14 protein-coding genes are annotated in these 14,307 nt (G+C 50.9%); 7 read left to right on the forward strand and 7 right to left on the reverse strand.

Features of this window, described 5'->3' with window-relative positions; genetic code table 11:
* Positions 1–108: 108 nt before the first annotated feature.
* From ACZ52Z_RS04865 to ACZ52Z_RS04880, 4 genes are read right to left on the reverse strand one after another with little or no spacing between them, the layout of a single operon-like run.
* Entirely contained in the window at positions 109–1,422 is a 1,314-nt protein-coding gene (locus ACZ52Z_RS04865; protein ID WP_464269627.1) for a hypothetical protein, read from the reverse strand.
* Positions 1,409–2,149, reverse strand: a complete 741-nt coding sequence (locus ACZ52Z_RS04870) for an outer membrane lipoprotein-sorting protein (RefSeq protein ID WP_464269628.1) — start codon at positions 2,147–2,149, stop codon at positions 1,409–1,411. The genes ACZ52Z_RS04865 and ACZ52Z_RS04870 overlap by 14 nt, the downstream gene beginning before the upstream one ends.
* 22 nt (positions 2,150–2,171) lie before the next feature.
* Positions 2,172–3,416, reverse strand: coding sequence for an ABC transporter permease (locus ACZ52Z_RS04875; RefSeq protein ID WP_464269629.1), 1,245 nt, complete (start codon positions 3,414–3,416; stop codon positions 2,172–2,174).
* Positions 3,409–4,113, reverse strand: coding sequence for an ABC transporter ATP-binding protein (locus ACZ52Z_RS04880; protein ID WP_464269630.1), 705 nt, complete (start codon positions 4,111–4,113; stop codon positions 3,409–3,411). The genes ACZ52Z_RS04875 and ACZ52Z_RS04880 overlap by 8 nt, the downstream gene beginning before the upstream one ends.
* Positions 4,114–4,395: 282 nt before the next feature.
* On the opposite strand from ACZ52Z_RS04880, the gene ACZ52Z_RS04885 reads away from it, so the two are divergent.
* Both ACZ52Z_RS04885 and ACZ52Z_RS04890 read left to right on the forward strand, forming a co-directional pair.
* Entirely contained in the window at positions 4,396–5,595 is a 1,200-nt protein-coding gene (locus tag ACZ52Z_RS04885; protein ID WP_464269631.1) for a methyltransferase domain-containing protein, read from the forward strand.
* A 61-nt stretch (positions 5,596–5,656) separates the two neighbouring features.
* Positions 5,657–6,340, forward strand: coding sequence for a class I SAM-dependent methyltransferase (locus ACZ52Z_RS04890; protein WP_464269632.1), 684 nt, complete (start codon positions 5,657–5,659; stop codon positions 6,338–6,340).
* Between the two features lie 360 nt (positions 6,341–6,700).
* Here the strand turns inward: ACZ52Z_RS04890 and ACZ52Z_RS04895 are convergent, their stop codons facing one another.
* Positions 6,701–7,105 (reverse strand): hypothetical protein, encoded by a 405-nt coding sequence (locus ACZ52Z_RS04895; RefSeq protein WP_464269633.1) that lies wholly within the window; start codon positions 7,103–7,105, stop codon positions 6,701–6,703.
* Positions 7,106–7,596: 491 nt separating this feature from the next.
* Here ACZ52Z_RS04895 and ACZ52Z_RS04900 point away from each other — a divergent pair, with 491 nt between their 5' ends.
* From ACZ52Z_RS04900 to ACZ52Z_RS04920, 5 genes are all read left to right on the forward strand, one after another.
* A complete protein-coding gene (locus ACZ52Z_RS04900; protein WP_464269634.1) occupies positions 7,597–7,998 on the forward strand; it encodes a hypothetical protein in 402 nt (133 codons plus the stop codon).
* 539 nt (positions 7,999–8,537) lie between these two features.
* On the forward strand, positions 8,538–8,897 hold the full coding sequence (locus tag ACZ52Z_RS04905; RefSeq protein WP_464269635.1) for a hypothetical protein: 360 nt from the start codon (positions 8,538–8,540) through the stop codon (positions 8,895–8,897).
* A gap of 170 nt (positions 8,898–9,067) precedes the next feature.
* Positions 9,068–10,186, forward strand: a complete 1,119-nt coding sequence (locus tag ACZ52Z_RS04910; RefSeq protein ID WP_464269636.1) for a cytochrome c3 family protein — start codon at positions 9,068–9,070, stop codon at positions 10,184–10,186.
* A gap of 39 nt (positions 10,187–10,225) precedes the next feature.
* Positions 10,226–10,876 carry a cytochrome b/b6 domain-containing protein gene (locus ACZ52Z_RS04915; RefSeq protein ID WP_464269637.1) on the forward strand — a complete coding sequence of 217 codons (651 nt, stop codon included), beginning with the start codon at positions 10,226–10,228 and terminating at the stop codon, positions 10,874–10,876.
* A 369-nt stretch (positions 10,877–11,245) separates the two neighbouring features.
* Complete coding sequence (locus ACZ52Z_RS04920) at positions 11,246–12,832, forward strand: sigma-54 interaction domain-containing protein (protein ID WP_464269638.1); 1,587 nt, start codon at positions 11,246–11,248, stop codon at positions 12,830–12,832.
* Between the two features lie 39 nt (positions 12,833–12,871).
* Here the strand turns inward: ACZ52Z_RS04920 and ACZ52Z_RS04925 are convergent, their stop codons facing one another.
* Both ACZ52Z_RS04925 and ACZ52Z_RS04930 read right to left on the reverse strand, forming a co-directional pair.
* Positions 12,872–13,237: a DUF5329 family protein gene (locus ACZ52Z_RS04925; RefSeq protein ID WP_464269639.1), complete on the reverse strand. Its 366-nt coding sequence runs from the start codon at positions 13,235–13,237 to the stop codon at positions 12,872–12,874.
* Between the two features lie 2 nt (positions 13,238–13,239).
* Positions 13,240–14,160 (reverse strand): endonuclease/exonuclease/phosphatase family protein, encoded by a 921-nt coding sequence (locus ACZ52Z_RS04930; RefSeq protein ID WP_464269640.1) that lies wholly within the window; start codon positions 14,158–14,160, stop codon positions 13,240–13,242.
* Positions 14,161–14,307 lie beyond the last annotated feature (147 nt).

Genomic DNA, 14,307 nt, shown 5'->3' on the forward strand with positions numbered 1-14,307 from the left:
AAAAGCAATATCCGGGTGAAACCCAACATCTTGTTCATGGGTGGTCTATACCATTTTTCTTCGGATGTTGAAGTAAATCCTCAAGCATTGGCAACACCCTCTGCTGCTTTAAAAAAACCAGCGGAGCCGCAGTTCCAGCCGGTTACTGTTCTGCTTTTCGCCATATTCAGTACATCCCCCCCCACCCAAAAAGCTCCACCGCAATCGCAGCTCCCAGTTGGTAAATCCGGTATAGATACACTCGGGTGTGAACGAATAACTCCGGTCATCGAGGTTGATGATGGCAGTCACAGCAGGAGTGAAGTAAAGCAGGTCAAACGGCTCCTTCTGATTTAAACGTACATACAGATAATTACGTCCAGGCTGAGGGCGTCCGTACCCCTTGAGACTCGCCTCCCTGCTCCGTTCCAGTAGTTGACGGCCCAGAGCCTGCTGTAGATTGTCTCCCGCCTCTCCGACAAGCTGATAGAACCAATCCATCTCCTCTTCGCTGTAGCCGCCGCCATTATGATAATATTCGATGATGGAGGTGATATTCTGTTGCGAAAGATGACGCAGCCCAACAAGCCATGCCATTGCATCTTCCTCACTACGCTTGAGCATGCCTTCGGTGTTCAGGGTCAGGCGGGGCTGGTTTTCCGTCCAGGCCAGTTCGCCATGGATTTCGATATTGGAGGCCAGGTTTTTGGAAAAATCGATACCATACCCCGTAGGTCGACTACCGCCGGTGAGCAGGAGCAGATCGATATCGGTATCTTTCACCAGAAGATACAACTTGGCTGCCAGATTGAGCCTGTTTGCCGAGCCGAAATCGTCGTTGAGGTCGCCGGATACCGGAAGCAGCACCCCGGTCAGCGCTGTTGTCTGGAAAAGCGTGCCGCTGCTCCGGACCAGGTCGGCCTCAGCAGTGACGTATCCCTCCAGGGCGTCATCCGGGTTATTGGGATCTTTTCGACGATTAATAAAACCGACCGGATTCCAGGCATAGCCCTTGCCCCAACGATAGCTCTTTTTCCCCAGGCTCAAGCGAAGCCGTTCCGATGGAGCGACCTCGGCATAGGCAGTGAAAATATCCGCAGTATCGCTCCAGCCAAAGGTATCCTGTTGACCTGCCGCCTTGAGCAGCCACTGCAGCTTGAGCATCTCCCGGGTATAGCGGCCCTCCAGCTGCAGGCCGCCATAAAGTCGATCCAGGGTGGATTCCGAATCATCAGCCAGATTGAGCAGGCTGAATGCCGACCCCTGATTGATATGCATATGATCCCAGCGTATTTCAGCAAATCCGCCCCACTCCAGGGTCTTTTTTTCGATTTCTTCCAACTCGAAACTGAATTCCTCGGCCCTCAGACAACCGGCAGATGCCGACACGAGCAGCATAAATGCCAGGAAAGGATACAGCCAGATACCATTAACGAAGCGCATCAATCGTGGGCAGGCCATTGAGGGTAAAAACTTCGTCGCTGAACGCTCTTGGTTGCAGCTTGGCAAAAAGCATTATTGAACGGTAACCTTTATGCAACGGGCTGTCGGTCTCCAGCATGGATGGCCGAACATGCCCATTGCCGAAGTCCTTGATTTTTGAATAGTGCAGGGTCTTGATCAGCATACCGCTCACCGCGTAGCATTCGATGGTGGTCGGCAGGGTTGTCTGCTTGTCAACCAGCATCACCAATCGATCATAGGCCACCGCCGTCGACTTGGCCTTGAGTTCAAGCAGATAATGATCTCCTTTATCCTCGATGGAGGTGGCTGCATATTCCACACTGAAGTCGAGACGAAGGATATCGGAATTATTGAAAACCCCACCAACCACAGACTGGAGACTGGTGATCCGCAACGGCTTACCGACACTGGGAATGTAGAGCCACATGTTATCCCCCAGACGGAGCGTGGCCCGCCCCTTTTCGCTGGCTGGGGAGAGAAAAAGTGCCACCATTTTATCCTGGCCTTTTTTTACCGTATACAGAACAAATTCCTTTTTACTCCCATCGGGTTCTACATTGATCAACTTGCGATACATCTCGTAGGATGCGGGCTGCATTTTTTCGTCCACCTGCCGCAAAACTTCGTTGCCGTCCAGGGCGAAACCGTTCCCGGCCAGCAACAACAAGGAGCCAAGCAAATAAGCAACAAGAGATACGCTCTTCATGAAAATTCTCCTCCCAAAGGTGCTACACATGACGCAGTGCGTTGATGGGGTCCATTTTGGCCGCCTTCCATGCCGGCTGCAAACTACCGACGACTGCCACCGCAATTACAATGGCCACCACCATCACCACATCGCTCATGGCGATGGTGGGGGCGAGGAGCAGGTCCTTCTGGCGGCCGAAATCAAAACTGATACCCGAGAGATTCATTCCCGCAATGGCCGCCAGGCTGACGGCCAGACCAATCGCCGTGCCCAATATGCCGAGGAGTAACCCCTCAGTCATGAACAGGGCCATAATTCGTCCTGGTTGGGTGCCGATAGCGGCGATCGTACCTATTTCATTGATGCGCTCGTAGACCGACATGATCATCACGTTCATAATGGAGACCAAAACGATGGCCACCAGCATTACTTTGATAAAGAGGGTCATCAGGTCGATCATGTTGGCGATCTTGGAAAAGGGAGAAAGTTTTTCCCAGGAATGGATTTCAAACACCGGTTTATTCTGCTTGTTGCGCAAACTACCGAGGCTGTGCTGCAGGTCACTGAAGACCGGTTCCAGCTGGTTCATTCCCGTGAGGCGGATGGCTATCTCACTCACCTCCTTTCCTTCGATACGTAAGAGCGTTTGGGCATCCTCCATATGGATGTAGCCGTCACGCCCGCCTGGCCCGGAAATCCCTTCCAAAATCCCGCGCACCACGAAAGGCTGCCCATTTACCGAGCCGTCCTTGTTGGTCGCCACCAGAACAATGGTATCCCCCAGTCGAACCTTCATTCCCCGGGCGATAAGCTCAGGCACCAGAATTTCCCCCTTGGCCAGCAGCCCCTGCGGATCGCCTTCGATCATTCGGTCAGCCAGCATGGGAGAAGTTTGCAGTTCCTGATCAGGATACACAGCATTAAGCCGAATATTCGTGGTTTCGTTGAAATTGCTGAACATTGCCCCCAGTTTGATCCGCATGGAATAGGCTTCTATGGCGGGATTGGCATCCAATGCCTGGCGAGCCTTCTCCACCTGCTGCGCTTTCAGATTTCGATTGAGAGGGAGGCTGTCGATGGAGGCAAGATAGCCCTTGCGGTGCACCTGCAGGTGACCGAGCATGGAATCGGTGATTTGACCGATCATCAAGGCCTTGAATGACCCGGAGACAGCAACGAATAACAGGACCGCAACCACGCCCAGGGTAATAAGAATTGAAGTGAGCAGGGTACGCCGTTTATAGCGCTGCAGATTCCTGGCTGCAATTTTTATAACCTTATACATGACTTCCTCCATCACCGAATTGACCGCTGCGAAATTGCCCATCTTCCAGGGTGTAGATGATTTCCGCATTTTTCACCACCTTGGGGTCATGGGTGGAAAAAATGAAGGTGGTGGAAAACTCATCCCGCATCTGTTTCATCAGACCAATGATGCGATTGGCAGTCTCCCGGTCCAGGTTGGCGGTTGGTTCATCGGCAAGAACCAGTTGAGCGTTGGTAACCAGGGCGCGGGCAACGGCAACCCGCTGCTTCTGGCCGCCAGAAATCTGCCCGGGATACTTGTGGGCCTGGTCTGTCATGCCCACCGCTGCCAACAACCGCTCCACCTGCTCCCTGCGTTTGACGCCAGACCAATTCTGCACCATGATGAGTGGATATTCGATATTCTCAAACACGGTTAATACCGGGATCAGGTTGAAGTCCTGAAAGATAAAGCCAATGTTTTCTCCGCGGAACCTGGCCGAAGCCTTGGCATTGAGCGTAGTGATATCCTCTCCCGCAACTTCAAGTTTGCCAGTGGTTGGGCTATCGAGACAGCCGATCATGTTGAGCAGTGTGGACTTGCCGCTGCCCGATGGGCCGACAAAGGAAACAAACGAGCCCGGTTCGATGACAAAATCCACCCCGCGAATTGCTTCGACAGTGATATCACCGCTACGGTAGATTTTTGTGAGCTGCTGTGCAGCAACAATGGCCATGGGATATTCTCCTTTGCTGATTCGATAGTATGTCTTGTCCTACCTCGTTTCACGCCGATACAAACCTTTCAGGCAATAACCATCATGTTTACATCATTTTTTCAATCTTATCCTTCCTATAGAATATCAGGGAGTTGCAGACAAACCCAAGGAATGATATACCACTAGTGGTGGTACAGGTCCAGAGGTATATTGAGGAAAAAGAGGGCGCTTGCAGCAGGCACAATCGGCGGTTAAAGCCTGCCGCGAACAATTGCAACGAGGAGTGATGGAGGAAAACCCATGCAGGCAAAAGAACGGGCTGCGATCGAATTCGGGCTGCGATGGAGCAGTGCCCAGGCAAATCACCATGACCGGGTGCATATGGAAACAGTCGATTTCTGGCGCGACATCCTCCCCGGGGAACTCGAGCGGAACCTGGCAGGATTGGATGCCGGTGAGTCCTGCCGAATGCATTTCGGGGCAGGTGAACTGGTGCCGCCGCAGGAGAAAAAACAGGTACGCACCTTTGACCAAGCCCTGTTTGACAGTTCCTCCATGGGCCGAATGGTTGTACCCCGATTGGGAAGGTTCTATCCGCAGGGTATCGCCCATGGGGGACTGGGCTGTTTTCGCCAGACACTCACTCCTTTTCGGGTGATTGACAGTACAGGCAGCACCATCACAGTTGATACCAACCACCCGTTGGCCCCCTACCCCCTTACCCTGGAGGCACGGGTACTCGTGAGAAAACGCTCAAGGACCGAGCGTGGCGGCAGCTGCAACGATCTGGCCGAGGGGCTCACAGCTGACGGACCGGGCATGCAGGCGGCTTATCCGGAAATTGCCACTGATTTCTATTCCCACTACCCTTTTTCCCGAGCCAACGAAGCACCAGATGCCCAGTTTTACCACCGCCCGCGCCTGGTTAATCACCTCGATGACATCGCGATCAACCAGATACGGCAACTCTACGGCAGACACCTCGGCCACCACACCGACATCCTGGACCTGATGAGCAGCTGGGTTTCGCATCTTCCCGATTCTCTGCACTCCCTGCGCGTGACCGGGCTGGGTATGAACAGGGAAGAACTCGAAGCCAACGTCCGCCTGGAAACACGAATTGTCCATGACCTGAATAACACCCCGATCCTGCCTTTTGCCGCGGACAGTTTTAATGCCGTCATCTGCACTGCTTCCATCGAATACCTCACCCGGCCAATAGAGGTGCTGACAGAGGTTGCCCGGGTCATCCGACCGGGAGGGATCTGCATCATCACCTTCTCCGATCGCTGGTTCCCCGGCAAGGAGATCGCCCCCTGGTCGGACCTGCATCCTTTTGAACGTTTAGGATTGGTCCTCGATTTCTTTGTGCAGACCCAAGCTTTTACCGATTTGCATACTGAAACGATCCGCGGTCTTCCTCGTCCGCACTCGGATAAATACTTCCCTGAACGAAGTACCGCTGATCCGGTTTTTGCGGTGTGGGGTACTGCTATCTGACTGCAGACTGTAATGCATTATTCTTGCCGCCGAGATAGTCGTCAATCACAGGAGGAAGAAAATGTTGAAACACCAGACAAGGACTAAAAAGTACAGGGGAGTGCACTATATTATTGATAGTGACGACAGGCCCAGACGCTATCGGCCCTGGCTGGGTGATGCTTTTTCCTTTTTCTATGATCGCATGATGCGCAAGTCCATATTTCCTAAAAAATTTCAAGCAGACATGAACAAACATTTTCAGGTGCTGACAAAGGAACTGGACGATGTACATGGGCAACGCGTCCTTGAGCTTGCCACCGGTAGCGGCAGTGTAACTGCTTTTCTCAGCAAAGATAATCATTATGTTGGCACCGACATCAGTGCAGGCTTGCTCAAGCAGGCAGCCAGGCGATTACGCCATGCAGGGTTTGCTGATGCCACACTGTACTTGGCCAATGCTGAAGATCTGCCCTTTGAGGATGCCTCCTTCACCCATTGCCTCTGTGTGTTGTCGCTCAATTTCTTCGCTGACCTGGAATCGGTCATCCAGGAAGTAAAAAGGGTACTCACCGCTAACGGCGTCTTTGTCTGTGTAACACCAATACCCGAACGCCAGCTCACCGACAGCGTGATCAGAGGGACACTGTACAGTGAGGAAACATTACAAAGCACCTTCCATCGACACGGTTTTGTTTTTATGCCCATCGCCTGCAATAACGGCGCGTTACTGTACTTTAAGGCATTCAAGCGGAATAACGGGTAAACAAGCGCATCTTGTTTCCTCTTCTGCCCTCTTCAATGCACTCCTGAGACAACTCCATCAGGCCACCTTGCAAAACATTCAAGATACCCGGCATATTTTTTTCTTTCAGGCAATTCCTCACCGAACAACTGTGGATGGCTGCTGGTGGGAACGATTTACATGTGACATTTAAACATATCCTGGGTGATGGAGGCGGAAACGGTATGCTGACACAGCAGTTTCTTCCCTGTTTTTCTCGTCTCCACGCTGCATGCAGAGCAAATGCGCCACTGTCTGCCCTGGCATTCATATGGCGCTCCCAGCTCGGGCACAAAACCGTCAGTCCTGCCGTGCCCGACCACTCCAGTCAAACCATACATCTCACCCTTCCTCGTCGTCCTTATCCGGCGCATAGAGTTCGTGAAAAGTAGCTGCCCGCATGCAGTAGCCGTCGGTGCCATCCCGGCTGTTATAGACGATATAATCTCCTGGCTGGTACGCGGATGATCCCTCTTTGGTGATGATACGTCCTGGTTGGGTTGCCTTTTCCGCCCATACCGGGGTGGTCTTCACGTATTGCCCCGGTTGCACCTGACGATAGGTCCTGGCAAAGACCTCACGGTCAACCGTGTATGTATCACCAGCGTTATGGACCAGCCAGTCTCCAGGCTTACAGGTCTGTTCGCCTCCCCATTTATGGTAGGTAAACCCTGTAGTATTCAGGTCTAGCTGGACAGCGACAACAATGGAGTGCTCTTTTTTTCGGTAACGTCGGAGGGTCTTCATTGATTGCACTCCTGGAAAAACTTGTTTTTCACTTTTTACCCATTTGATGCAGGAAGAACCACTAACGGCCCAACGGCTGTATCGCTTCGCAGATGCAGCGTGAACAGAGAGCTAAGAAAAGATCCCGCTGCAGGTCAATTCTATACAAAATATATTTCCTCCTGACGCATATGCATCTCTTTTTTATTCCCCCGCATCATTCACGCTTTCGTTCGCCCTGGAGAGCTGACAGGATATCCCACAAGGCGTACGCTGCCATCATTGCAGGATTGCAATGATGGCTTTTGAACCAGCACCACCATAAAACTATATAACAACTTTGAATAATTAGATAAAACTAAATAACATTGCATTGGCATGCAATATGCTCACTCAATAATACAGGCAGCAGTTCTGCAAGAGATAACATCCTCCAGGCTGCACATAGGATAGCCGATGTATTACACAGGTGATGCGGCTAAAGCGATTCAATTCTTCCAAGGAGATCAGTCATGAGCCAATGGTTAATTTTTCTAGCAATCATTCCCCTCTCAGCATTCCATCTTACCAAACACTTTCAATGTAAAAACAGGTGGTTGATCAATGGAATCGCCTTTGGGGCCGTGGTTGCTCCCGTCAGCTTTGGCTTTTTGCAGATGACCTATATTCCTCTTCTGGGCAAACTGCTGGGATTAATCGGTTTGATTGCCAATCTGACTCATGGATCAATCGGTTACCTCTGTCTGCTTGGCAGCGGCGTGCTTGAACTGCACACCGTTATCAGTCCCATGGAACTGGTAATGATCAACCTGGTGAATGGTGTCCTGTTTGCCCATTGCTATGGCCTGATCGGATATTCCATTGATCGTCGTCTCGAGAGCGAAGGCACAGGAGAGCATATTGTGACAGCCTGAAGTTGCTTGGCAGCCACCCTCCTCCATAGGGGTGTCTTGCTGCGCAGGCATGCAATATTCACTACTCTTTCCTGTTCCTTGCAGGTTTATTGTCGAGGTCTGCCGACAATAAGCCTGCTTTTCTTTTTTCCTCTTTCCCGCCCTTCCCTTACATTGCACCAATGACTGACGATTAAATGCCGGAAAATCAACGGAATCGCACATCGCTGTTCATCTTTACGTTTCTCCACGTACACCCTTCCAGTCTCCACTCCTGTAGCCTGCCAGGCTTTTTGAGCCATTGATTGCATTTCTGCAATGACTCCTCGGACGCATCATTGCATCCGTGCAATCCTCAGTACAGAACAAACTCCTTAATATGCTGAAATACCAACTAATATTTAATGGCACACCAAGTGCAATAAACACCTACAGCAACATGACAAAAAAGTGCGTCGAGATGATGACAATTATTATGGCCGCTAGGAGGCAGTTACCGTGACCGATTCAAACAAGGACGCAGCGGCCAAATCACAATGCTTCAGCAAGGAGGCTTATTCATGTCCGGCAAACCTATCAACCCGGAACAAATAAAAGTGTATAAGCAGGCGCGTAAAGAGGGGAAAACACAAAAAACAGCAGCGGCCATTGCCGGTATTTCCGAACGGTCAGGCCGAAGAATCGAGAAAGGTGATTTTCATACCAACGGCGCAAAAAAACGTTGCTGGAAAACACACCCGGACGCCTTTGCCGGTGTATGGAGTCATGAGGTCGTCCCGCTCTTGGAGAACAACCCGACCCTGACGGCAAGGGGACTCTTTACCAAACTGCAAAAAGAGTATCCCGGACGTTTTTCCGACAGCCAGCTCCGGACCTTTCAACGGAGGGTCAGTCAATGGAAAGCCGTTCACTATCAGTAAACGACGAGGGTTCAACAAAGGTGGCAACGACAGTTATCAACCTGACAAACGACCGGGCAAGCTTTTTGTCATCGACCGGACAAAATAAGCGGCACCTGCCAAAAACGGGCACTCCTTACCCATTCATTCTTTTCCTCCCCCTGAGGAGGTCTACTCGGAGAAGTATTCCCATGAAAAAAGAAATTCGATACGCAGTATGCATTGGCTTCGTTCTTCTCCTTACGACGTGTCTACGACCGACATTGCTCACCGCCATGGAAAACGCGGAATGTTTCGAATGTCACGCCGATGAAACATTGACAAGCGAGAGCATGGACAACGTATTGCAGGTACCTATGGAAAAATCACTCTTTGTTGACGAGGAGGAGTTTTCCGTTTCTACCCATCACCAAAACGACATCACCTGCGTGGATTGCCATTCAGATATCGACGAGCTCAACTGGGACGAAGAAATACCCCACGCCGCCGACCTCAAACCCGTGGCCTGTGGCGAATGTCACGATGAATCCACCGCTGAGTTTCAAAAAAGCGTCCACGTGCAGATGCAAGAAAAGGGTGTGTCCATGAAATGCACCGCCTGCCATGGGTACCACAATACACGGCATATGGAGGGAGCCTCTGTTATTGAACGGGAAAACAGTATCTGCCTCAAATGCCACACACCTGGGCATTATCACGACTGGCTTCCTGCAGGAGACTCTCACTTTGCCTTTGTGGAATGTGTTGTCTGCCATGCACCCGAAGTGCCACGCTATATTAATCTTCGTTTTTACGATCTGGTTACCAACACCTTTTTCGACGGGGACAAGTTATTGAAAACTTTAGGCCTCGATGCCGCAACCTTTCTGTCCACTGTCGATACCAATAACAACCAGCTCATCGATACGGATGAATTCGAGGACCTGGTCTTTATGTTGAAGCAAAAAAATATCCGTGCCATCCTCCGGGCAGAGCTGGTCGCAGATATCAATCCATTGGCGCATGCTGTCATCGGAGAGGGTGCAATAAAGGATTGTGCCACCTGCCACACAGGCAATTCCCCGTTTTTCAGCGAGGTATCCATCATTTTAAATCATCAGGATGGAACGGTGGACAGATATGGGGTCAACCGTGATGTGCTGGAAAGCTACCATGTCAACCATTTTTACCTGCTTGGCGGTACCCGAGTAAAACTCCTGGACAAGATCGGCATCTTGATTCTTGCCGCAGGGGCAATGGGTGCAGGGCTCCACCTCTTTGGCCGGCTGGCGACCATAAGATTGCGCCGTAAAAACAAGCAAAATCATTAATTCAAATCTTTCAACCTACACATACATGGAGGGAGTACCATGCATCAACCAGGAACCATCTATATACATCCTCTCCCGGTAAGACTCTGGCACTGGATCAATGCGGCCTGCTTTGTGATCTTGATCATCACCGGCTGTCAAATCAGGTATGCCGAACAACTCAATTTCATGACGTTGAGTAATGCCATCAGCATTCATAATTATGTTGGCTTCGTCCTGATAGCCAACTACTTCATTTGGCTTATCTACTATCTTGGATCCGGCAAGGTGAAGATCTATATTCCAGACCCCCGTACCCTGCTCACCCTGGCTATCCGCCAGGTTCAATACTATGGTTATGGGTTCTTTGTAGGAAAGCCCAACCCACATACCATGACAGAGGACAATAAATTCAATGCACTGCAGCAACAGGCTTACCTGGTTATCATGCTGGTTCTTCTTCCAGCGCAAATGATGTCTGGGGTGTTCCTGTGGAGGGTCAAAGGTTACGAAGAATATGCAATTCTTTTAGGCGGCATCAAGATTATTGATTCCATCCATGTGCTGCTGTTCTTCTTCTTTATCTCGTTTTTATTCATTCATTGCTACCTGGCCTCCCTTGGACACACCCCCACTGCTCACTTCAAGGCCATGGTAACCGGGTACGAGGAACATTTTCCGGCAGAACACAAATCCAGTGCCCAACCGTAAGCAAAAAAGAGAGGGAAAAGGCGGTTCTGGCAGTACCCGTTTGAGGAGAACCGCCTTGGCTGAAGGGCGGATAACTCGGGTAAACGCTTGACTTCAAATGCAAGCTCTATATATTGAAGAGAGGAGCGTTGAGGAGAAACACTCGAGATTATCTGCAGAAATAACCATACGCAGCGCCAACCGGGCACCACACCCCAGTGGGAAAGGCTGCAGTTCCCCTGAAAGCAGCTGCTGCACCCTTGAATGGCACCTGCCGGCCGTCGCGTTAGATCTGACGATGCAGAGCGTTTTGCCAAGAGGGTAACAGGCTTGCGGAGAACAATGTAAGAACCGGACACGGTTGGCACATATGCTCTGGAGGTATTTCTGATGCAGAAGAATCGATTGCCAGTTCAACACAAACGGTCAGCTTCCACTGACCCTGAAGTTTTGCCTTCCCGGGCTGAAACGCCATCCCAAGACAGTTCACGGGTCAAGCCTTCAGCTGACCAAAAAACGGCGTATCCATCGCAAGCACCGCAATTATCACAACCACAGGCTGGAAGCTGCCCGGATTCGTGTCCCAGTAATTACCACAGGAACGACAATGCGCTAAGTGCCTGCATCCTGGAATCGATTACGGATGGTGCCTTTACCGTCAACCACCATTTCGAGATAACCTCCTTTAATCGGGCGGCAGAAATAATCACCGGTTTCAGGCGCGAAGAGGTCATAGGCAGAAAATGCTATACTCTTTTCGGAGCGACCATTTCTCCACCAAACTGTGCCTTGAAAAGGTCGCTGGAAACGGGCAGGCAATACCTGGATCAAAAAACCATCATTAAAAATATTGACGGTGATGACCTCCAGCTTGCTGTCAGTACTGCCGTGCTGCGCAGTGATGATGATACCGTTATCGGTGGGGTGGAAACATTCCGCAGTATCGGAAAGCGGTGCACACCAGCGGCAAAGGTGCCACAAAAATACTGTTTTCAGAATATCATCAGTAAGAACAAACGTATTCAAAAAATATTCTCCACCCTACCGACAATTGCCGCCAGCACCAGCACCGTACTAATTGAAGGGGAAAGCGGTTCTGGAAAGGAACTCTTTGCCCGAGCGATTCATACGCTCAGCTCCAGAAAAGGGCCTTTTGTAGCGATCAACTGCGCTGCGCTCCCGGAAACCCTGTTGGAATCGGAATTGTTCGGTTATAAAAAAGGGGCCTTCACCGGCGCGGCAGGCGACAAACCGGGACGGTTTGCTCTTGCTGAGCATGGGACTCTTTTTCTCGATGAAATCGGCGATATCTCTCCGGCTCTGCAGGCAAAGCTGCTGCGGGTGCTCCAGGAAAAGGAGTATGAACCCTTGGGCGGAACCACCACTGTCAAAGCAGATGTACGAACCATCGCCGCCACCAATAAAAATCTCAAACAGCTGGTTAAGCAGAACGTATTTCGCAGCGACCTCTACTTTCGGCTGAATGTGATCCATATCGCCTTACCGCCATTTTGCAAGCGACGCGAGGACCTGCCGCTGCTGGTTCAGCACTTTATCGATAAATTTCGCCTCTCACAAAACAAGGATATTAGCGGTGCCAGCCCGGAGGTAATCCGCATACTCATGCGCTATGATTTTCCGGGAAACATCAGAGAACTGGAAAATATCATCGAACACTGTTTTGTTATGTGCCAGGATACCACGATCAATGTGGAGTGCCTGCCTGAAGATCTGCTGGCGGCTGTTAAACAAACCGAAGACCTGGAACCAACGGAGGCTGATCCTCTTTCCAATGCCGAGGCAAATGCTATCTGGGCTGCGCTCTATAAGTTCAATGGCCATCGAGGGAAAACTGCCGAACACCTCAACATTGACAAAACAACGCTGTGGCGGAAGATGAAAAAATACGAGATTCACTACCGACCTAACAAAAAAGGAAAAAGCGCGCGCCCGGAGCTGATCGAAAATACAGGCTAAGTCAGGTAGTTCCGCAGTAGCATCCACCTCCATAGCGCCTTAATTGCTCTTGGCTGGGCTCGATGGATCCATTTGGTATTTATTGAGTTCTTCCCGCAGCCATTCTCCACTGTCTTTTTCCCCATGGGGACAGCGAACGGTATATGGCCTTCCGGAAATACTGCTGCGCGATGCGATCCGTTCGATAAAGGCCTCAACGGTTGTGATTCTGCTTTTTACCCGCTCATACTTCATCGCCAGGTGTTGTTCGGCCTTGCTTGCCGAATACTCGGTTCCGTTGCGGATAAAACTGCACTCACTTGCTTTCACCCGGTCGAGGAGAAAGCGAATCCGGTCGACATCATCCGCAAGCGTCGTTCCCGGTAGCATAATGAGAAAAACAACGAAAAGCTGGCGTAGACCCATCCTTATTTCCCCTCCTGCATAGCAGCAGATGACAGATACTCTGCTTCAACCATGGTCAGACGAAACGAGGCAAACAGCGGATTGTGATCAGAGGAATCAACAGGATGAACGGTAGCGGCCAGCAATTCCAAGCCACGATAATACATATGATCAATCGGTCGATTGAAAAAAGTTGTCCGCTGGGAAAGGGCAAAAGGCACTGGCGACAGGCCAAGGTCTTCCATCAATGCCTTCAGTGCAGCAGTCCGCCCTTTGCTCCAGTCATTGAAATCGCCGGCAACTATCATCGGTCCGGAGTGGCTACGCAAAACATTGGCCAACCCGGTTAACTGCCGGCGATAGGCCGCCGTCCCAAGAGTAAAATTAATGCCATGGACATTGGCCACCACCAGCTCATCGGCTGATCCATTGAGGGCATACCTGGTAATCAATGCGGTTTTGGGTAAACTGATAAGAGGCTCGGGATGGCGTAATCCGCAGCTTTTCAGCGGAGGGACAGTTGAGGCCATAAGTACGCCGCACTCGACCCCATTGTAGCTGAAGGCGCTATTCATTCCCCAAAAGCGATGCGCACCGGCGAGCAGTTGCCTGAGCTCGCTGCCCAAAGGGGCCTCCTGCAATAACACAATATCTGCCTGACCAGTATACCGGCGAAAATCTCTGGCCCATCCGGTTTTGGTACCTTTGTATATATTCCAATTCAAGACGGAAATGCTTTCCGGATCCAGTGCCTGAGTCCTGTGAACAGGTGCGGAAAATCCGTGGGAAGGTTGCTCACAGTCACCGTCTGTACGAACCTCAACACCCGGCGCCATCCTCATTACCAGCATCTCTTCCTGAGGGATGATGGAGCAGTTGGTAAAAAGCAGACTCCCTAGCCAGAGGAGAAGGGAAATGGAAAAAAACGGTAAACGTCGTATCATTTTCAACAGTGCTCTACAATCAACAGGGACACATGCGTTGCAACGATTTGTCATTGAAAAGACCAATAGACAACAGTGCTACTATAAGGGTGCCCGCACCATTGGACAAGAGACCGTTTGCCAGGGAGTACCTTTTTCAGCACAACA

The sequence above is a fragment of the Desulfogranum aggregans genome, assembly GCF_055398265.1.